16 protein-coding genes are annotated in these 20,742 nt (G+C 39.8%); 8 read left to right on the plus strand and 8 right to left on the minus strand.

Annotation, left to right across the window (positions count from 1 at the left end; genetic code table 11):
* Nucleotides 1-3: 3 nt before the first annotated feature.
* The 4 genes from AC3B5B_RS03025 to AC3B5B_RS03040 form a co-directional block, all read right to left on the minus strand.
* Entirely contained in the window at nt 4-741 is a 738-nt protein-coding gene (locus tag AC3B5B_RS03025) for an amino acid ABC transporter ATP-binding protein (protein ID WP_489757041.1), read from the minus strand.
* Nucleotides 742-843: 102 nt separating this feature from the next.
* Complete coding sequence (locus AC3B5B_RS03030; RefSeq protein WP_489769257.1) at nt 844-2,034, minus strand: MFS transporter; 1,191 nt, start codon at nt 2,032-2,034, stop codon at nt 844-846.
* Nucleotides 2,035-2,201: 167 nt separating this feature from the next.
* Nucleotides 2,202-4,007 (minus strand): FtsX-like permease family protein, encoded by a 1,806-nt coding sequence (locus AC3B5B_RS03035; protein ID WP_489769258.1) that lies wholly within the window; start codon nt 4,005-4,007, stop codon nt 2,202-2,204.
* Nucleotides 4,008-4,264: 257 nt separating this feature from the next.
* On the minus strand, nt 4,265-5,017 hold the full coding sequence (locus AC3B5B_RS03040; protein WP_489757038.1) for an ABC transporter ATP-binding protein: 753 nt from the start codon (nt 5,015-5,017) through the stop codon (nt 4,265-4,267).
* A gap of 135 nt (nt 5,018-5,152) precedes the next feature.
* Between AC3B5B_RS03040 and AC3B5B_RS03045 the strand changes: the two genes are divergently transcribed.
* The 8 genes from AC3B5B_RS03045 (at nt 5,153) to AC3B5B_RS03080 (ending at nt 15,858) form a co-directional block, all read left to right on the plus strand.
* The gene (locus AC3B5B_RS03045; RefSeq protein ID WP_489757037.1) at nt 5,153-6,598 is read left to right on the plus strand and encodes an APC family permease; all 1,446 of its coding nucleotides are present in this window, start codon (nt 5,153-5,155) and stop codon (nt 6,596-6,598) included.
* Between the two features lie 159 nt (nt 6,599-6,757).
* Nucleotides 6,758-8,044, plus strand: coding sequence for a GTPase HflX (gene hflX / locus AC3B5B_RS03050; RefSeq protein ID WP_489769259.1), 1,287 nt, complete (start codon nt 6,758-6,760; stop codon nt 8,042-8,044).
* A gap of 268 nt (nt 8,045-8,312) precedes the next feature.
* Nucleotides 8,313-9,956 carry a peptide ABC transporter substrate-binding protein gene (locus AC3B5B_RS03055; protein ID WP_489769260.1) on the plus strand — a complete coding sequence of 548 codons (1,644 nt, stop codon included), beginning with the start codon at nt 8,313-8,315 and terminating at the stop codon, nt 9,954-9,956.
* A gap of 184 nt (nt 9,957-10,140) precedes the next feature.
* A complete protein-coding gene (locus tag AC3B5B_RS03060) occupies nt 10,141-11,781 on the plus strand; it encodes a peptide ABC transporter substrate-binding protein (RefSeq protein ID WP_489769261.1) in 1,641 nt (546 codons plus the stop codon).
* A 79-nt stretch (nt 11,782-11,860) separates the two neighbouring features.
* Nucleotides 11,861-12,796: an oligopeptide ABC transporter permease gene (opp3b, locus tag AC3B5B_RS03065; protein WP_489769262.1), complete on the plus strand. Its 936-nt coding sequence runs from the start codon at nt 11,861-11,863 to the stop codon at nt 12,794-12,796.
* Nucleotides 12,796-13,815 (plus strand): ABC transporter permease, encoded by a 1,020-nt coding sequence (locus tag AC3B5B_RS03070; protein ID WP_489757032.1) that lies wholly within the window; start codon nt 12,796-12,798, stop codon nt 13,813-13,815. The genes opp3b and AC3B5B_RS03070 overlap by 1 nt, the downstream gene beginning before the upstream one ends.
* Before the next feature lie 13 nt (nt 13,816-13,828).
* Nucleotides 13,829-14,905: an ABC transporter ATP-binding protein gene (locus AC3B5B_RS03075; protein WP_489757031.1), complete on the plus strand. Its 1,077-nt coding sequence runs from the start codon at nt 13,829-13,831 to the stop codon at nt 14,903-14,905.
* Nucleotides 14,905-15,858, plus strand: coding sequence for an ABC transporter ATP-binding protein (locus AC3B5B_RS03080; RefSeq protein ID WP_489757030.1), 954 nt, complete (start codon nt 14,905-14,907; stop codon nt 15,856-15,858). The genes AC3B5B_RS03075 and AC3B5B_RS03080 overlap by 1 nt, the downstream gene beginning before the upstream one ends.
* Nucleotides 15,859-15,928: 70 nt before the next feature.
* Here AC3B5B_RS03080 and AC3B5B_RS03085 read toward each other — a convergent pair whose 3' ends face one another.
* Genes AC3B5B_RS03085 through menD form a run of 4 tightly spaced genes read right to left on the minus strand, consistent with a single transcriptional unit; the run spans nt 15,929 to nt 20,725 of the window.
* Complete coding sequence (locus AC3B5B_RS03085; RefSeq protein ID WP_489757029.1) at nt 15,929-17,089, minus strand: MFS transporter; 1,161 nt, start codon at nt 17,087-17,089, stop codon at nt 15,929-15,931.
* A 13-nt stretch (nt 17,090-17,102) separates the two neighbouring features.
* Complete coding sequence (gene menC / locus AC3B5B_RS03090) at nt 17,103-18,209, minus strand: o-succinylbenzoate synthase (RefSeq protein WP_489769263.1); 1,107 nt, start codon at nt 18,207-18,209, stop codon at nt 17,103-17,105.
* A complete protein-coding gene (menH, locus tag AC3B5B_RS03095) occupies nt 18,199-19,008 on the minus strand; it encodes a 2-succinyl-6-hydroxy-2,4-cyclohexadiene-1-carboxylate synthase (RefSeq protein WP_489769264.1) in 810 nt (269 codons plus the stop codon). The genes menC and menH overlap by 11 nt, the downstream gene beginning before the upstream one ends.
* A complete protein-coding gene (gene menD, locus AC3B5B_RS03100; protein WP_489769265.1) occupies nt 18,998-20,725 on the minus strand; it encodes a 2-succinyl-5-enolpyruvyl-6-hydroxy-3-cyclohexene-1-carboxylic-acid synthase in 1,728 nt (575 codons plus the stop codon). The genes menH and menD overlap by 11 nt, the downstream gene beginning before the upstream one ends.
* Between the last annotated feature and the right edge of the window lie 17 nt (nt 20,726-20,742).

Genomic DNA, 20,742 nt, shown 5'->3' on the forward strand with positions numbered 1-20,742 from the left:
CTCCTAATGTGTAATAATCTTACTCAAGAATTGTTGTGCCCGTTGCGTTTTCGGCTGCTTAAAGAATGACTCCGTATCATCATCTTCCACAATGCGCCCGGCGTCCATAAAAATAACGCGGTTAGCCACCTCTTTCGCAAAACCCATTTCATGGGTCACGATTAGAGAAGTCATATCACTATCAGACGTAATCTTTTTAATAACTTGTAAAACATCATCAATCATTTCTGGATCTAGCGCCGAAGTTGGTTCATCAAATAATAAGAGTTTCGGACGCATAGCTAGAGAGCGGGCAATCGCCACCCGCTGTTTTTGACCACCTGAGATTTGACTCGGCATATTTTGGGCCTTTGTTTCTAAACCAACCATTTCCAATAATTTCATAGCTTGTTTTTTGTTATCGGCTTCTGGAATATGGCTGACAATTCTCGGAGCCAACATAATATTTTCTAAAACTGTTTTGTTCGCGTATAAATTGAAATGTTGAAAAACCATGCCAACATCGCGACGTAAAATATTTAAATCAGTCTGGTCTGATGAAAGATCATGATTATTGACAATTAATTGTCCCTCTTGAATCGACTCCAGTCCATTCACCGTTCGCGCTAGCGTACTTTTTCCTGAGCCAGATGGACCGATTAAAACTACCGTCTCTCCCTGATCAATTTCCAAATTAATATCGTACAATGCATGAAACTGTCCGTAATACTTTTGGACATTATGAAATTCAATCATTGACATGTTATCGCCTCTTTCAAACTTGTTTCCTAATAGCTTCTGTCTAGAAACTATTTTTTCAATTATACTCTTCTAAGGACAAATTAAAAATAGTCTTTCTTATAATTAATTTTTCTTAATTTTATAATCCCGCCGCCGAAACCGCCAAGCTAACGTCAAAACTACTGCAAAACCTAAGGTGGCCAGTATTAAATCTAAGAAGAAAATTTGCTGAATATTTTGCGTCATGCGTCCCGTAACTAACGGAATCACCACTGCTGCCACAGCGCCCGCCGAGTTATAAAGTCCCGTGGCCCAACCTTTTTGTTGCGGCCAAACTTCTAATAATAATGTCAATCCTAACTGCATGACGCCACCAGCAGCACTAAAGCCGATTAAACCAGACATTAAAATGCAGACCTCCTGATTATTAAAAAAGCAGAGCAGACTTAAAGCAATAACTGATAATAATGTATAAACGAGCATCAAGCTAAGGGTTTTCGCGCCGTGTTGGGTCAACCAGACGGTCAGCAAAACGCACACCACCGATCCTAGACTGTAGTAACTAATTAATGCTTGAGCCTGTGACGTTGTTAAGTGAACCACTGTTTGCCCTAAGCGCGTTAACCACTGGCTTACTAAATAAAACGTTGCTTGGGCCAAAAAGCCATAACTAATTAATAAGCCAATATCAAAAGTCGTTGCTTTAACCGGCAACAAAGCAGTCTTTTTAGTTGTCGATGGTGATATTTGAGGCACTGATTGGCGCCAATTGATGGCCCATAAAACGACTCCATTACAAAACATTAAGCTTAAACATAAAAGAATGTTCCAACCAAACCATTGCTGACGCAAAGCCAACCAACTCACCAATAGCGGTAGCATAAACTGCCCCAAAGACATACTTGCTTTTAATAACACGTTGGCACTACTGGCATGTTGTGGAAATAATTCCGTTAAACTAGGATACGTTCCGGCATCTAAACACGCATTAGCGACACCTGCCAAAAGAGCACTTAACTGAGCCGTTAACAGCGTTGAACTGCTTAATAAGCCGCCAAAAAAGCCCGCATAACAAACCATTCCTAATAGAATGATTTTTTTTCTGCCCAAATGATCAGATAGTTGACCTGCTAATAATTGCGTCAGTAAGCGACCAATTCCAATATTGGCAATCACGGTAGCAATGCCTGCCAAGTCAGTCTGCCAATAATGCATCAGACTAGTGGCATTTTGGGCAATCATAATGGCACCCATCCCGTGAATAACATAATTTAAATAGAGGCTGCTCGCCAAGATTTTACGTTGAACTTTCATAAAGTGGTTCTCCAAAAGAAATTATTTTTTCTGGTACAAAAAAGGTTGGAACAATAATATTAACATTTCCCACCTTGGGCAACATTATTTACTATAATTGTGCTCCAACCACTAAATTGCGTCTACTGATTCATTTGAAATCAAATACTGTTTCTATTCTGTAAAAACTAATCCGAACTATTTTTCTTCAATACAATGACTTTATATAAACCAACTGTCACTAAATAATACAACGCATATAACAAAATAAAAATAATCATTGGCCACCACAAGTGTTGGTAGGGATTACGTAACAGCGATTTGAATAAGCGCAACCCAAATAACAAGTTAATAATGCCTAAGCCAGCCGGAATACCAAAAAGGACGGCCAATTCTTGTTGAATCGAAGTTGTTAATAACTTTTTTCGAGTACCAATTTTTTGTAACATGACATACCGTTGGCGATCTTGATTAGCTCCTGATAAGACTTTAAACATCAAGCAACTGGCTAGCATTGCTAAAAAGGCAAAGCCTAAGAAAAAGCCCATAAACTCTAAGCCACTGTACATTTCGTTAATCATTTGGTAAGTCAAAAATTTCGGCATCGCTCCTTGATCCTTTAACATTGGAAACCGGCTTTGTTGCGCAGCGACTAATTTCCCAATGACTTTGGTATTTTGATAAAAATCACTAGTCTTCACCAAAATTAATTGATTAGTAGGCTGATTAATTTGATCAAAGTCACTTTGATCTACCCAACGTAAAGATTTTTCTAAGCCCTGTGGGATTAATAAGTGTTGTAAATGATTCCCCACTTCTGATTCTGGACGTTGCATTTGCTTAGCCGATGGGGTCAGCGTGGTCACTTTTTGGTTATTCGTTAATAAATATTTAAACGGTTGTCGTTGTAATTGTTGTCGGACCAAATAGACCTGTCCCGCCTGAATTTTATATTGATAACGCGTTTGTTGGGGCTGTTTTAATTGGTGCAATAATTGCTGTTCATGATGTGTCGGATTATTGACCGTAACATCGTAATACTCGGCATGATCAGTGACAGTCCGCACATTTTGTTGAAAGCTCATTCCCACACTCAAAGCTCCCAACGCCAACGAAAAGAGCAATGACACAATCGTTAAAATTTTTGTATAATCAGCAATTCGAAAATTCAATTGTCCTAACGTAAATTCGTGCAAGCCTTGCAAAGCCCACCGGCTTTTTCGCAAATGGTTTAATAAAATTCGAAACAAAGTATTGATAATCAGATAAGTTCCGAAACTAACCGCAATTAAAGATACCGCCAACGCTAGAATAGCCAGTTGACTAACTAACCCCATCATCCAATAACCAATACCTAAACAAACTAGTCCCAAGATTAGCCTAATTACCTGTCCCACTGAAATAGCATTCAACCGTGGATTAATTCGCGGACTTGCTGGCTTTACCAGTTGTAAAATTGGTGTATGACTAATCTTCCAACTGTTTTGGCAAGCCGCTAATAAAAAGATTAAGCCCAACACAATGATCGTTGATAATAAAGCTGGACCATAGAAAATGTGAAATCCAGTTAATGAGGTGTGAAGTTGGTGTGCCAAGGCTTGAGCAACTAATTTTGTCAAGCCTAAACCAACCAGCATACCACTAAGCAAACTAAACAAGCCAATCAACATCGTTTCCAGAATGACTAGTTGACGAATAGTCTTCGGTCTGGCTCCGAGCATCAAAAACATTCCGTAATCTTTTTGGCGCATACTCATCAAAAAGTTATTAGCATATAAAACATAGACGAGTGTAATCACTACTAATAAGACAGTTCCTAATTGAAAGACAATTGGCGTCACGGCAATTGGGGAATTAGTTTTTAAAAACTTTTGATTCAAAGCCAGTGCTTGAAACATATAAAAAATGGCGGCCGAGATTAATAACCCCGAAAATAATACCGCGTAATCTTTCAATCGATGTTTAATTCCACTTAAAGCTAATTTATGAAGCATAATTCCTCCCTACTGCGACAAAGGCTGTTCAGAAACTGAGCACTAACCTAGACTAAGACTAAAGTTGGTTTAGGCTTTAGTTCTTAGGCGTAGTTAGGCACAAGTTTCTTGCCTTTGGAGCGCTAGATCAAATACTGCGATAAGTGCCGCGTAAAAGAAACGGACTAACACTTAGGCTGCTTTGTACTTAAAGATTGTGTGTCGTTAAATAACCTTGAGAGCAGCTCAATTCCTATTGAAAATTTTTATTTTCAATCTTATTCCACAAAAGTACCCAAATTATTTAATATTTGCTGATAAAATTCCGTCCGTGTGGCTTGCTGCCGCTTTAATTCCAAACCAATTTGGCCATCGCGAATAAATAAAATGCGATGGCAAAAACTGGCTGAAAATGGATCATGTGTCACCATTAAAATAGAAGTTTGATCCGTTTGATTGATTTTAGTCAGTGTATCTAGTAAAGCTCGCGCACTTTTGGAATCTAAAGCACCAGTGGGTTCATCACCTAAAATCAAGGCTGGATCATTAATTAAGGCCCGAGCCGCCGAAACGCGTTGTTTTTGCCCACCCGATAATTGATTAGGATAATGTTTTAAATACTGTTTCAGGCCTAACTTTTGCGCAACTAGCTGTACTTTTTGTTGAATCAGTCGCGGTTTAACTTTTTGTAAGGATAAAGGCAAGGCAATATTTTCAAAAGCCGTTAAATTATCTAATAAATTAAAGTCTTGGAAAATAAAGCCAATTTGCCGCGCTCGAAAATCAGCTAATTGATTTCCCTTTAACTGCGTAATGTCCTGACCATTAATTGTCACCGTGCCACTGGTTGGTCGATCTAACGTCGACATCGTATTTAATAACGTCGTCTTACCCGAACCAGAAGCACCCATAATCCCCACAAATTCACCCGCATCTACTTGCAAATTAATATCTTTTAAAACTGGAGTGGCGACTGTATTTTTCTGACCATAAACTTTTTGAATATTTTTTAATTCTACAACTGGTGTCATAATATCCTCCACAGCAATATTTTTTATTATGTTATATTATATGGTAAATAGCATTGTACAATAAATTATATATTTGCGTCAAACCTTTTTTGGCGTATACTATTTACGTTTTTGATTAATTGGAGGAGGACGATCATGTTTGAAGATTTAGACCCTGATCGTAAAAAATTTATTAGCTGGCCCGTAGTCGCTTTAATGGATTTTGTGACAGTCATCGGCTTTGATGATATTATTTATAACTTTCAAAACCAAGGCTTAGCCGTGGTGACTACTTGGATTTTAATGTTATTTGTTTTTGTCGTCCCTTACGAGATGATTGTGGGACATCTGGGATCCGTCTTTAGCCATGATGGTGGCGGCATGACTTCTTGGGTTCGTCATACTAGTGGCGATCTCTGGGGTTATATCTGTGCCTGGACTTATTGGGTCTCAGGTTTGCCTTATATCGTAGATGTTGCTAACTCAATGGTTGTTTCATTTGGCTGGTTGATTTTTGGTAACAACTCACTATCTAACAAAATGAGTAATGCCATGTTTGCTTTATTAACTGCCGTTATCTTTACCATCTTTATTTTCTTGGAACACCGCTTTAAAAATTCCCTGCAGTTCTTCAGTATTATTGGTGGGGGCGCGATGTTTATTATGACGGTTTTATATGTCATCATGACCTTTGTCTATTTAGGACACGGTGGTGCACCACATACCCAACCATTTACTTGGAAGTCCTTTTTACCGCATGTCGATATGAAATACTTAGGATCATTTGCGTTAATTATTTTTGCCATGAACGGGAGTGAATTTGCGGCTCCTTATGTAACCGAAATGAAAAACGGCAAAAAAGACTTTCCTAAAGCCATGTGGATGTTAGCGATTATGACCGGCTTCTTAACCGTGCTGGGTTCATTTTCACTAGGAATTTTCTTCAATGCCCATCACTTACCGAATGATCTAAAAATGAACGGTTCTTATTATGCTTTTCAAAAAATGGGCGCTGAATTTGGCTTAGGTAAGTTCTTCTTATACGCCTTTGCAATTACCCAAGCCATTTATATGATGGCCCAATTGGCTGTGTTATTAGATGCGGGCACGCGCATGTTCTTATCCGATACGGCGAAAAAATATTTACCAAAGAGCTTAACTAAATTAGATAGTCGGGGCTTACCGATCAACGGCTATTGGTTAACGACTGGTATCTGTACTTTTATTATGGTCGCCAGCGCTACCTTGCCGAATATGAATTCTATTTTTAATCAACTCTTAAATCTGAACGGTATTGTTTCTCCGTATACTACATGTTTTCTCTTTTCTTCATTTATACTAGTGCGCCTGCACGATAAAAAGTACCCTTCCGATTTTGTCTTTATTAAAAATAATAAATTAGCTGTTGCGGTAGGGATCTGGTGTTTTGCCATCACCTTTGGTTTTGCGACACTTGGCATTTGGCCCGTTGATGAAAAACCGGGTACTGCCACGTTCTATCAGGTTTTAGCTTTAAATATTATTGAGCCCTTGGTCATGCTAGTAATCGGTGCCATTTTACCAATGATTGCCCGCCATCAACAAAAAAAGGCTTTGGAATAATTTTTACTATTAAAAAAAGACTGACTAACGTCAGTCTTTTTTTAGTTATAACTAGTAGAACTTCAATATACACCATGAGCTATCTTAGCTAAAATAGATAATATTAAGATTAGTATTTGAAATCATCAGCCCACTTTCTTAAATTACAGGAGGTCTATTATGCAGCAACTAATACCCGTTATTCTGATCGGTGTCAGCCAATTTCAAAGTGATTTTTCCAGTTCGATGGCCGAATTAAAGCAATTAACTTTGGCGGCCAACTTAAAACCGCAAGCTCAACTGACCCAAAATATGGCCCAAATTAATCATCAAACTTACTTTGGTCAAGGAAAAATTCAAGAACTTATTCAATTAGCTCACCGCAAAGCTATTCAGTTAATCATTGTTAATGATGAACTCACCCCAGCTCAGTTACGCAATCTGGAAAAATTGACGCAGTTAAATTTTTTAGACCGAACGGAACTAATTCTCCAAATTTTTAATCAACGAGCTCATAGCCGCCAAGCCCAACTCCAGGTAAAAATTGCCCAGCTGCAATACCAATTGCCGCGCATTCACCCGTCTGGCAACCCATTAGATCAACAACGTGGTGGTGGTTTAGCTAACCGTGGCACCGGTGAAAGCCAATTAGAACTAAACCGCCGTACCATTCAACAGCAAATCGCCCAACTAAAACATGAACTACAACATCTGCACACCGCACTACAAGTTCAAAGCCAGCGCCAACAACAATCGCGCCTGCCTAAAGTGGCACTGGTAGGTTATACCAATGCTGGTAAATCAACCACTTTAAATGCCATCTTAGATTATGTTCAACAACAAACGATTAAACAGGTTTTAGTCAAAGACCAATTATTTGCCACGTTAGATACAGCCGTGCGGGAAATTAAATTACCGCGCCAAACTAATTTTTTATTATCCGACACCGTCGGCTTTGTCAGTAAACTGCCCCATAACTTAATTGAAGCTTTTAAATCAACCTTAGCCCAAGCTCAAGATGCCGACTTATTGGTACAGGTCATTGATGCCGCTGATGTTCACCATGAACAAATGGTCCAAATTACAGAGCAAACCTTACAAGCCATTGGCATCAACCAAAAGCCCATGATCTACGCATATAACAAGCTAGATCTAGTCACAACGAAGACCAACGCCTTGACTATGAATCGCAATACCATTCGTTATAGCGCTCAAAATCCGGCCGATATTGGGCAATTGTTACAATTGATTGAACAATTTTTGACGGCGCAGTACCAAACTATTGCTGTGCTGATTCCCTACACTAACGGCAAAATGGATAATTATATCCAAACACAGCTCACCATTATCGATAAATACTTCACCACAACTGGGACCTACTACCAACTCAAAGTCGCGCCCGCAGCAAAAAAGCTTCTCCAAAAATTCAGATTACCTAGTGCCCAAAAGCCGGCTCCTCTGAGTTAATTTTTACGCTTCGAACTAAAATCGCACATTACTCAAATAATCAAATTGCTCTGCTGCACTCCCTCGACTATTGGCAAATTAATTCTTATTGCCCGCTTCCACTTCAAAATCTTTAATTTTTTTAATAGTAATTTGCTATGTAAACAGTGCTTTTTCAAAATTCATTAATCTATCATCATTTTATATAATTTATTTTTAATATCACTATTTACTTTTAGATTATTAGTCGGTACACTTTGAATAATCTTTTAGTAAGGAAGTGATGTTGATGAAGTTTAATAAAATGCTTTTAGTAAGTAGCACTTGTTTATTAGCCGGTAGTTTATTAGCTGGTTGTCATTCTCAGAATCAGTCCCAAACTAGTTCCAATAGTACAGTTAAGTTTATGGCTAAAGATGTCATTGCCACGATGGATCCCTCTTTAAATACCGATGTGATTGGTTCCCAAAACCAAGGTAATACGATGGAAGGATTATATCGCTATCATGGCAAGCAATTAGAACCCGCCATGGCCACGAAAATTGTGACCCCGACCAATAACGGTTTAACCTATACTTTTCCTTTAAGGAAAAATGCCAAATGGTCCAATGGTCAACCCGTAACTGCCCAAGATTTTGTCTATGCCTGGCAAAGAACGGTCAATCCCAAAACCAAATCCCAATATGCTTATGCTTTTGAGAATATTGTCAACGCCAAGGACATTTCCGCGGGCAAAAAAGCCGTAACCACCATGGGCGTGAAAGCTTTAAATCGTCATACATTACAAGTTCAACTGAATCAACCGGTTCCTTATTTTAGTCAATTAATGACGACTCATGCTTTTTTACCTCAAAATCAAAAAAACAATGCCAAATGGGGCAAAAAATATGGCACCAGTTCCAAAACGTTAGTGTTTAACGGGCCATATAAATTAATCAATTGGAGTAGTCCCGATACTACTTGGACTGAAGTTAAAAATAATCAATATTGGAATGCTTCCGCTGTTAAAGTTAAAAAATTACAATACCAAGTGGTCAAAGATCCCTCAACCGCGTTAAATCTTTACCAATCCAAGAAATTAGACGATGTGGTTTTAGGTGGCGACACAGCCAAGCAAATGCGTAAAGATAAAGCCTATAATATTGTGAAATTAAACGCGACTTTCTACATCCAAACTAATCAAAGAAAAGACCCGCTGTTTAAAAATGCCAAAATTCGCCAAGCCTTATCTTTGAGTCTGGATCGCCCCCAGCTCACTAAACAAATTTTAGGTGATGGTAGTTTTCCGGTTTCGTCAGTCACTCCCAAGCAAATGGCCTATAACCCCAACAATAAACAGCAAGATTTTGTGCAAGCTACTAATAAATCGGGGCAAAAATATACCACGTACAATCCGACTTTAGCCAAAAAATTGTGGCGTCAAGGTTTAGCTGAAAGTGGTCAAACTAATAAAAAATTCACTTGGACCTTGTTAGGTGATGATACTGATGGTTCCAAAAAGCAAGGCGAGTTCTTACAAAACCAATTAGAAAAATTGCCGGGCGTCAAAATTAATTTGAATAACGTTCCCTTCAAAAGTCGCTTAAGCAAAACCGATGCAGGTGATTTTGATTTAGTTGTAACTGGTTGGAGTGCTGATTATCCCGATCCAATTAATTTCTTAACACTGTTCACTAGCGATGCCAGCAACAATGATGGTCACTGGAACAATAGTAGCTATGACAATCTCGTCAATAAGAGTTTAACCACTGATTCCAACAATTCTACCAAACGTTGGCAAGATATGGTCCAAGCTCAAGATATTTTAAATGAACAACAGGCTGTCTTACCGTTGTACCAAAAAGGTGAAGCTCACTTGACGAGCTCACGTTTAAAGGATGTGCAATACGACCCGGCTGGTAAATGTGATGTGTTAACTTTAAAGATTAAATAACTACTGAACTATTTTCTCATGACATTTAAATGTTTATTAGTAAGTTTATTCGACTTATTAATAAGCATTTTTTTGATTGAAGCTAGATTAGTTGGCCCATGAGCAATTTTTAAGATTACCCGTTTACTTTTAATCTTAAACATTGTAAACTTAACTAAATGCTTATGAATGAGGAGAGGTTTTTATGAAGTTAAAACAAGTGTTAGTTGCTAGCACAACAGCACTCGTTAGTATCGGTGTTTTAGCTGGTTGTGGCTCTTCCAAATCAGCTGCACCTTCTGATACTGTACGAATTATGCGTAAAGATGTGATCGCCACCATGGATTCTTCCATGAATACTGACGTCATTGGTGCCCAAGCACTAACTGATACAATGGATGGTTTATATCGCTACCATGGTAAAGATGTGAAACCAGCGATTGCTACTAAGGTAGTTAAGCCAACTAACAATGGTCTAACCTATACTTTCCCATTACGTAAAAATGTTAAATGGTCCAATGGTGATCCTGTAACTGCCAACGATTTTGTCTATGCTTGGCAAAGAACAGTTAACCCTAAGACTAAGTCGCAATATGCTTATATCTATGAAGGTATTGCCAACGCCAAAGCTATTACTGATGGCAAAAAGCCGGTTAATTCCTTGGGCATTAAAGCTTTAGACAAGCATACCTTGCAAGTTAATTTAGAAAAACCAATTCCTTATTTTAATGAATTAATGACTTCACCAACTTTCTTCCCACAGGATAAAAAGGTTGTTAATAAATGGGGTAAGAAATACGGTACTAGTTCTAAAACGCTAGTCTTTAACGGACCTTATACTTTGAAGAAATGGAATGGTCCAGACAATACTTGGAATGAAGTTAAGAATCCGAACTATTGGGATGCTAAACGTGTTAAGGTTAAAAAGCTGCAATACCAAGTAGTTAAAGATCCTTCCACCGCTTTAAACTTATACCAATCGAATAAACTTGACGATGTGACCTTAACTGGCGATACTGCTAAGCAAATGAAGAATTCTAAGGGCTTTAATGTTAAGAAAATGAATGCTACTTTCTACATGCAGATGAACCAAAAGAAAGATCCCGTCTTTAAGAACCAAAAAATTCGGCAAGCTTTAGCAATGTCGATTGACCGTCAGCAATTAACTAACAAGATTTTAGGCGACGGTAGTGTGCCACTATTATCCACTACTCCTTCGGATATGTCTTATGATCCCGCTAATAAATCCCAAGACTTTGTCAGTGAAACCAAACAAAGTGCCAAAATTGCTGAATACAATCCTACCAAAGCTAAACAGCTCTGGAAGCAAGGTTTAGCCGAAACTGGCAATACTGGTAAGAAGTTCAACTTAACTTTATTAGGTGATGATACTGATTCTGCCAAAAAACAAGGTGAATTCTTACAGAATGCTTTTGAAAAACTACCTGGTGTTAAAGTTACCCTGAATAACGTGCCGTTTAAGAGCCGTTTAACCCGTTCTACGAATGGTGACTTTGATTTAGTCGTAACTGCTTGGAATGCCGATTATCCTGATCCATCGAACTTCTTAACCCTCTTTAACACTGGCGCAAGTAACAACGATGGCAATTGGAGTAATAGTCAGTACGATAACTTAGTTAATAAGAGCTTAACTGACGATGCCAATAATGCCACTGCACGGTGGAATGACATGAAGCAAGCTCAGGATATTCTGAATAAAGAACAAGGAATTATCCCACTATATCAAACTGGTGAAGCCCATATGACCCGCTCAAATGTACAAAACTTGAATTATGGTCCATCAGGTAGCTACGATACAGCTTCACTTCGTGTTCATAAAAAATAGCAATTATTAATTCATGAAAACGGAGTTACAGGTAACGCTGGAACTCTGTTTTTGTTTTATATCAAAGGAGTTGGTGACATTGACCAAATATATACTCAAGCGTCTTGGTTACATGCTTTTAACACTATTTATTGTTGCTAGTGTGACCTTCTTCATGATGAAATTGATGCCTGGGACGCCCTTTTCGAATCAGGATAAACTCTCGGCAGCACAATTAAAAATCATGAACGAACAATACGGTTTAAATAAACCAATTTGGCAACAATATGTAATTTATATTGTTAACTTATTACACGGTGATTTTGGAACCTCGTTCCAATTTAATAATCAACCCGTACTCTCTTTAATCATGACCCGCTTAAAGCCTTCCATGTTGATTGGGGCACAAGCCATGATTATTGGTTCACTCCTTGGTATTTTATTGGGAGCCATTGCTGCGATTAACAAAAATAACTGGATTGATAGTTTAGCTACTTTTGTTTCCATTGTGGGCATTTCGATTCCAAGTTTCGTCTTAGGTGTTTTGTTACAGTTCTTCATTGCCTTTAAATGGCATCTATTGCCCATCGCGTTGTGGAACGGTTGGCAGTCTAGTATCTTACCGTCTCTAGCGTTAGCCGTTTCGCCGTTGGCCCAAACCGCGCGCTTTATGCGGACAGAAATGGTCGATGTCTTAAATAGTGATTATATTGAATTATCCAAAGCTAAGGGAAATACCCGCTGGCAAACCGTAGTTAAACATACTCTACGGAACTCCTTAATTCCAGTTATCACAATTTTAGGACCGTTAACTGCTAATATCTTAACTGGTTCTTTGGTGGTTGAAAACATCTTCTCCATTCCTGGTATTGGGGAACAATTCGTCAAGTCAATCATGACCAACGATTATCCCACGATCATGGGCTTAACAATTTTTTACTCCATCATGTTCATGGTAATGTTATTAATTACTGATATTTTATATAGTATTATCGATCCACGTATTCGCTTAACTAATAGTAAGGGGGCTAACTAATGGCTGATCTCAAAATCACAGCTGATAGTTTTGAAAAACTCAGTAGTGACCAAACTCAAAATCAGGAAAAAATTAGCGCACCTTCATTAACTTTTTTCCAAGATGCCGTGCGGCGTTTAAGAAAGGATAAAGTCGCGGTCGTTTCGTTTATTGTTTTAGTCTTAATTGCGGTCGTAGCTTTTTGTGCCCCGATTCTTTCACCCAGAGACCCGAACGCGCAAAATCCCGATTACGCCAATTTACCTCCCCGTATTGCCAATACCAATATTCCAGGTTTTCGTGGAGAAATTAAGAATGCTGCTGGCATTAAAACTAATCCTTATGAAACCAATAATGTGCCGAAGAATCGGACTTACATTCTAGGGACTGATTATCTTGGACGTGATTTATTCTCACGAATCCTTTATGGAACGCGTTTATCACTAATTATTGCGGTAGTTGCCACCTTGGTCGACTTATTAATTGGTCTACCTTACGGGATTATTTCCGGTTGGAAAGGTGGGACGGTGGACTTAGTTCTGCAACGCATTATCGAAATTATTTCTTCCGTGCCTAACTTAATCATTGTTATCTTGCTGTTATTAGTCTTAAAACCGGGACTTTCTTCGATTATCATCGCGATTGCCTTTAGTAGTTGGGTCACGATGGCGCGACTCATTCGAGCGCAAACTTTACAGTTAAAAGAAGAAGAATATATTTTGGCTTCGTTAACTTTGGGTGAATCACCCTTTAAAATTGCGATGAAGCATTTGATTCCTAATTTATCCTCAACAATCATTATTCAAACGATGTTTTCCATTCCCAATGCCATCTTCTTTGAAGCCTTCCTCAGTTTCATCGGAATTGGGATTCCCGCTCCAAACGCTTCATTAGGTACCTTATTATCTGATGGTCAAAAAGCTTTCCGGTTCTTACCATATCAAATGTGGTACCCGGCTTTAGTCCTTTGTATTTTAATGATTGCCTTTAATTTATTTGCTGATGGCTTACGCGACGCGTTTGATCCAAAATCAGAATAAGGAGGTTGACATAATGGCGAATAATATTCTAGAAGTTAAACATTTACAAATTGATTTTAAAACTTTTGCCGGTACTGTGAAGGCTATTCGAGATGTCAGCTTTACTTTACGCAAGGGTGAAACGCTCGCCATCGTTGGTGAATCCGGTTCCGGTAAGTCCGTTACTACCAGAAGTATCATGGGTTTGTTAGCTTCTAACGCCCAAATTACCAATGGGGAAATTTTATATAAAGGTAACGATTTACTCAAAGAATCAGAAAAACAAATGGATCATCATCGCGGAAATGACATTTCAATGATTTTCCAAGATCCGATGACTTCGTTAGATCCAACAATGCCGATTGGTAAACAAGTAGCAGAACCACTGCGAATTCACGGCAAAATTTCCAAAGAAAAGGCGCTCAAACGTGCCCAAGAAGTTCTTGAATTAGTCGGTATTCCGAATGCGAAAGAACGGATGAAAGATTATCCCCACCAATTTTCTGGTGGCCAACGGCAAAGAATTGTGATTGCTATTGCCATTGTCAATTATCCCGAAATCTTAATTGCTGACGAACCGACCACGGCCTTAGATGTTACCGTGCAAGCCCAGATTATTGATTTAATGCGCGAACTACAAGAAAAACTTGAAACTTCAATTATTTTTATTACGCATGACTTAGGTGTGGTGGCCGGTATTGCCGATCGCGTGGCTGTGATGTATGCTGGCAAAATTATTGAATATGGCACAGTTGATGAAATCTTTTATCAACCAAAACACCCTTATACTTGGGGGCTATTAAGTTCAATGCCTACGTTAGATACTAAAGGCACTAAATTATCATCTATTCCGGGCACGCCACCGGACTTATTGGATCCACCCAAAGGCGACGCTTTTGCCCCCCGGAATCCGTATGCTATGAAAATTGATGTGGAAGCTCAACCACCATTCTTTAAAGTCAGCGATACACATTATGCGGCTACGTGGTTATTGCACCCCGATGCACCGAAAGTTGAGCCCCCTGCTGCTATTGTCAAACGCGCACAGGAATATGATCATTTACTCCACAATGGTCAAATAACTGATCCCATTGAGGGAGGAACCAATTAATGAGTGACAAGAAAAAGATCGTTCAAGTTCAACATTTAAAACAGTATTTTAGTCCTGGTAAACCTAATGAAGTCCGGGCGGTTGACGATATTAGTTTTGACATTTATGAAGGTGAAACCTTCGGCTTAGTCGGTGAATCTGGTTCGGGTAAAAGTACTACCGGTCGCAGTATTATCCGCTTGTACAATCCAACTGCCGGCAAAATTTTGTTTGACGGTCAAGATGTAAGTCAAATCAAAAATCATAGTGCTGAAATGTTAAATTTTCGGCGGGAAATGCAAATGATTTTCCAAGATCCATATGCTTCCTTAGACCCGCGGATGAAGGTTAAAGATATTATTGCTGAAGGTTTAGACATTCACCACCTCGTTAAAAATGACCAAGAACGTGATCAACGTGTTAACGATTTGCTCAAAATCGTAGGTTTAAATCCTGATCATGCAACTCGTTACCCGCATGAATTCTCGGGTGGGCAACGCCAGCGGATCGGCATTGCGCGCGCTTTGGCTGTTGATCCTCAGTTTATTATTGCTGACGAACCAATTTCTGCGTTGGATGTTTCCATTCAAGCACAGGTAGTTAACCTAATGAAAGACATTCAAAATCGCAGTAATTTAACTTACCTCTTCATTGCCCACGATTTATCAATGGTTAAATATATTAGTGACCGCATTGCCGTAATGCATCAAGGCAAGTTAATGGAAATGGGTGATGCTGAAGAAGTTTATAATCACCCATTGCACCCTTATACTAAGAGCTTACTGTCCGCGGTGCCTACGCCAGATCCCGAATTAGAGCGGCAGCGCACCCGAATTGCTTATGATGCTTCCATTGAAGATAGTAATCCGGATCACCAACGTAAATTACGCGAGATCACTCCTGGACATTCTGTTTTTTGTACTGAAGAAGAAATTACTCACTATCAACAATTAGCTGCACAACAACAAGCATAAAAGCTGCTACCACAGCAAATAAGCCATGAACTCAATTAGTTCATGGCTTATTTTGATGGAATAACAACCATCAATGTTTTGGCGACAGCAGATTGAAGCAACAGCAAGCGATGATTAAAACAACAATACATAAAGCAAACAGCCAGTGGTAACTTAACTGGCCAATAATGACCGCACCAAAAATGGGACCCAATGCTTTACCGGCGGCTGTAAACATTTGCACGCGCCCTTGAAAATAGCCACTCATGGCCGTAGGCGTTTTGGCAGCTACCCAACTTGAGATACCGGGATATAACAGAATTTCGCCTAAAGTTAAAATCCCCATCGCAATAAAATAGCCCACATACTGGCGATTACTCAATAAGAAAACAAATGAACCAATAAAAAGCACTAAGCCAACATTTAATCGCGCCCTTAAATGCTGCATCAAAAACTTGTCAAAATGCGTAATAAATGGTTGGCAGATCACAATCACAATTGCGTTAAAAGTCCAGAGTAAACTATAATCTTTGACTTGATAACCTTGACCAACCATAAAAGTGGATAGATTACTTTGCCATTGTGTATAGACTAGCCATGCACACAAAACCGTAATTAACGCGCCCACAATTTTACCGAAGTAGCCTTGCTGACATTGTTGTACGACTTTAGTACCAGCAGTTTGTGTAGCAGGAGTAATTTGAATCCGATAAAAACAAAAAACCACTATTAAAAAGATAATCTGAATCAAAACTGCGGTCAAAAAAACTGTCGCAATACCCAATGGTAAGATATAGCCCACAATGGCCGTACCAATCACAATGCCAAGATTTAACATGAAATAAGTGGCATTAAATACGTAACTAGACGCCCGCTTGGTGACATGCGTCGCCAAGGAATTTTCACAAGTGGCGGAAATTCCATTCGCAAAACCAGACAGTGTAATTAAAATTGCGTAACTGGGCCAACCATGCCAAAGAACCAAACATCCTAAAGCCACAATATTGAGACTGACACCTAACAAAATCGTATAGTATGGATCCCAATGATCAAATAAATGGCCTCCTAACACATTACCTGCCATCGTGGCAACTTGGTTAATACATAAGACCACCGCAGCTGTAACCAAACTTTGATGTAAAGTTTCATGCATATAAATAGTGTTCAAAGGCCAAATAAAACTCATGGCGATACTCGTGATTAGCGTCCCCAATAATAGCCACTTTAAATCAATGGTTTGCGTTCGTTTCATAACTTACTCCTATTTATAAAGTTGGTTGTTGCTGTAATAACTGTTGATATTCCGGTAATAATTGTACTCCCAAACCAATTTGCTGTGGCACCTGTAACTGGCCCTGATTAAACAATAAACTCGTCGTATAATCATGCTCATAATAGCGACTGTTGGCCGATAAATCACCCGGAAAATTAAAATTGGCTAAGCTAGCGAGTGCTAAATTAGCGGCCCGACCAATCCCACCTTCTAACATACCGCCACACCACATTGGAAATTTTCGTTGCGTTTGCGCTGGAATTAACTGCAAAACTGGGGTAATGCCCCCCATCACTGCTAATTTCACGCTAATGATTTGACATTGTTGCAGTGCCACGGAGGTCAAAGCACTGCGAACATCCTCAATCGGTTCATCAAAACACAGCGGTGTTTGCATTTGTTGTTGTAGGTCAGCACTTTGTTGGAATTCACTGGGTGCAAACGGATCTTCAATAAAGGTTAATTTTAATTGATCGATTTCATGCGCTAAGTTTTTTGTCCACCGCAAACTGCCATTAGCGTCCAACGTTAAATTAAAATCGGGCATGCTTTGGCGTAATTGTTGAATACGCTGTAAATCTTGATTACCATTGACCTTGATTTTAATTCGGGTATAACCAGCTTGGAGTGCCTTATTCACAGCAGTGCGCGTTGCCGCTAAATCCTGCAAGCCGACACTAATGCCTACCGGTACTTGTTTTTTATATGGTAAGCCACTAATATCCGCCAAGACTGCGGCCAAACTTTGGTGCCGTCTTTGTGCAAATAAGTCCCACATTGCCATATCTAGAGCGGCTTTCGCAAAGTTATTAGCTTTGACAGCTTGTAACTTATGCCACATTTGCTTAGGATCACTAAATTCTTGGTCTTTAATCAACGGCCATAAAAATTGCTGTAAAACACTTACGGCCATAGCTTGGGTTTGTGCGGTATAAAACGGGGTTTGAAAAGCCTCAATTTCCCCATAACCCCAATTGCCTTGTTCATCAGCTAATGCCACTAAGGTGACGGGGCGTTTTTGCATGGTTTCATGTGCGGAAACAAACGGTTTCTTTAATGTTAAAGTTAATGGTAATAATTTTAACTGTTTAAGTTGCATCGGCTAAACTCCGTAAAATCATTCGGTAAATCTTAGGCTGCTCTAAATGCACATTATGGCCGGCCTGTGCCACTACGTAACGTTGAACTCGTGGTAGTTGTTGCGCTATTTGTTGCGTTATTTTCCGAAACTTTGCATCTTGCGCTCCAGTAATCAACGTTACTGGTAAGGATAATTGAACCAATTGGGGCCAAAAATTCGGCATTGACCCCGTTCCCATCCCTAATAAACTGGCTGCTAAAGCTTTGGGATCTTGAGTTAAACGCTGTTGCCGAATCTGAGCTTGTAATTGGGCTGGCAACTGCCGTTGGGAAGCAAACAATGGTAGTTGCTCCCACTGATTAACAAATTCGACTAACGGTCGCGTTTGTAGTTGATGCGCTAGCAGGGCATCATGCGCCCGCCGATCTGTTTGTTGATCAACAGTTTTTAGTCCTGCGGTACTACTTTCTAAAATCAAATTTAACAACCGTTTAGGATAAGCAAAAGCATACCCCAACGCCAAGCGGCCACCCATTGAATAACCTACAAGATTAATTGGTTGGTAACCCAGTAATTGCTGCAATAACTGCTCTAAAACTTGCACTTGTTGTTCCATGGCATAAGTGGAGGCAGTGTAAACTTTGGAAGTTTGCCCATGACCTAATAAATCAATATACCAACTCGTCCCCGGCAATTGTGCTCCAATACGCGCAAAATCGGCACCACTTCCCATAAAACCGTGCAAAAATACCCAATGAGGCGTTGCTTGCCCCGTTTTAGTAACATAAAAAGTTTGCTGTGCTATTTTAATTTTCATGAAAGTCTTGCTCCCAAAAAGTAGCCACGGCCGCTTTAATTTGACCATCAATTTGTGTCAATAACGGACGCTTAGTCGTAACTTCAATAATGGTCAAACCCGTCTGCTCTTGTGCCAGCAATTGTGCCAATTCGCTTTGCTTGTGTGCGCGATAATATTGACCACCAAATAACTGCGCTACATCGGCAATTTGATAATTTAAAGGAGTGCCAAAAACTTTTTCAAATTGTGTGGGCTCTTGCGCTTGTGGCAAAAAGGAAAAAATGCCGCCCCCCTGATTATTTTGCACAATGATTGTTAGTTGTAGTTTTTCTTGGCGCGCCATCATTAAGCCGGTTAGGTCATGGAAAAAGGCCAAATCACCAATGTATAAGTATGAATTTTTTGCCCGCTGACTAGCCATCCCTAACGCGGTCGAATTGATTCCATCAATTCCGTTCGCACCTCGATTAGCTAACACTAACTGCGGCTTGGTAGGAGCAAAATAATCATCAATTTCCCGAATTGGCATGGAATTGCTGACAAATAAAGCGGAATCAGCTGGGAGATTCTGCCCTAAGGTCCAAGCAATTTGCGGTTCCGTTAATGTCGTCGACGAAGTAACGGCTTGCGTTATAACTTGACGCAGTCGGCGATCAAGTTGTTGCCATTGAGCCAACCAAGCACTTGGACTGGATGGTAATTGTAAAGCAGGCAATAATTGCTGTGGCGCTAAGGCGATTGCGATGGTCGTATTTAACGTATGGTCTAATTGAGCGCGATTAGCATCTAAATAAACTACCGGAATGGTCGTTTTTGCCAGCCAGTCACTTAAGGCGGCAGACACTGGTGTTGCTCCCAAGCGAATAATTACCTCTGGCTGCAGGTCAGCAGGCCAAGAATTCGCTTGTTGAAACAACCAATCGCCAGTAGTTAAGACCGCTTCCTGTCCTCGCAAGCAACTCAAAGGATCCGCAATAATCGGCCAATTCATCGTTTGCGCAAATTCCAGGACACTAGCAGTAGCTTGTTGCGTCCCCACCTGAGGGCCCGCAAGAATGAGGCCTTTTTTATTGCGTAACAAATCCTGAACTTGCTGAATTAATTGTGGACTGGCTACTTGGCCCTGCCATTGTTGAGCTACTGACAGCTGGGCAGTTGGTAATTCTTGTGCGGTCGCGGGCAACAAGGGCTTGCGCAACGGTAAGTTAAGGTGTACAGGCCCTTGGGGTGTTTGTAAAGCTGATTGCACAGCTTTTTGGGCAATATAACTAAAATATTTTTGAGCCTGGGCAGGTAAAGTTGCTTGAGGCGTTGGTAGTTGGTAAAAGGCCTTGACTTGTTGACCGTAAAGGCGTTCTTGGGTCAACGTCTGTGGCGCACCAACTTGTTGCAATTCTGGAGGACGATCGGTCGTCAGAATTAATAAGGGAATATTGCTGGCCTGGGCTTCACAAATTGCTGGATAATAATTAGCCGCAGCCGTGCCTGAAGTACAGACTAATAACACCGCCTGTTTTTTAGTTTTAGCAATGCCCAACGCCAGAAAAGCCGCCGAACGTTCATCAACATCTACGTGTAACGTTAACCGTTTTAAATCTGCGAGTTTACCTAATAAAATCGCCACCGGCGTCGAACGTGAACCCGGTGATAAAACAACTTCGGTAATCCCGTTGGACAAAAAAGTTTCTAAAAATGGTGTTAATTGTTGTGTTAAATAATTTTCACCAATGGTCATTGTGATTACTTCCTTCG

It is taken from the genome of Bombilactobacillus sp. ESL1187, from assembly GCF_058107155.1.

Bases quoted from the DNA above. Each gene is read 5' to 3' on its own strand.
- AC3B5B_RS03025 (WP_489757041.1), bottom strand. From the start codon at position 741: ATGTCAATGATTGAATTTCATAATGTCCAAAAGTATTACGGACAGTTT.
- AC3B5B_RS03030 (WP_489769257.1), bottom strand. From the start codon at position 2,034: ATGAAAGTTCAACGTAAAATCTTGGCGAGCAGCCTCTATTTAAATTAT.
- AC3B5B_RS03035 (WP_489769258.1), bottom strand. From the start codon at position 4,007: ATGCTTCATAAATTAGCTTTAAGTGGAATTAAACATCGATTGAAAGAT.
- AC3B5B_RS03040 (WP_489757038.1), bottom strand. From the start codon at position 5,017: ATGACACCAGTTGTAGAATTAAAAAATATTCAAAAAGTTTATGGTCAG.
- AC3B5B_RS03045 (WP_489757037.1), top strand. From the start codon at position 5,153: ATGTTTGAAGATTTAGACCCTGATCGTAAAAAATTTATTAGCTGGCCC.
- hflX (WP_489769259.1), top strand. From the start codon at position 6,758: ATGCAGCAACTAATACCCGTTATTCTGATCGGTGTCAGCCAATTTCAA.
- AC3B5B_RS03055 (WP_489769260.1), top strand. From the start codon at position 8,313: ATGAAGTTTAATAAAATGCTTTTAGTAAGTAGCACTTGTTTATTAGCC.
- AC3B5B_RS03060 (WP_489769261.1), top strand. From the start codon at position 10,141: ATGAAGTTAAAACAAGTGTTAGTTGCTAGCACAACAGCACTCGTTAGT.
- AC3B5B_RS03070 (WP_489757032.1), top strand. From the start codon at position 12,796: ATGGCTGATCTCAAAATCACAGCTGATAGTTTTGAAAAACTCAGTAGT.
- AC3B5B_RS03075 (WP_489757031.1), top strand. From the start codon at position 13,829: ATGGCGAATAATATTCTAGAAGTTAAACATTTACAAATTGATTTTAAA.
- AC3B5B_RS03080 (WP_489757030.1), top strand. From the start codon at position 14,905: ATGAGTGACAAGAAAAAGATCGTTCAAGTTCAACATTTAAAACAGTAT.
- AC3B5B_RS03085 (WP_489757029.1), bottom strand. From the start codon at position 17,089: ATGAAACGAACGCAAACCATTGATTTAAAGTGGCTATTATTGGGGACG.
- menC (WP_489769263.1), bottom strand. From the start codon at position 18,209: ATGCAACTTAAACAGTTAAAATTATTACCATTAACTTTAACATTAAAG.
- menH (WP_489769264.1), bottom strand. From the start codon at position 19,008: ATGAAAATTAAAATAGCACAGCAAACTTTTTATGTTACTAAAACGGGG.
- menD (WP_489769265.1), bottom strand. From the start codon at position 20,725: ATGACCATTGGTGAAAATTATTTAACACAACAATTAACACCATTTTTA.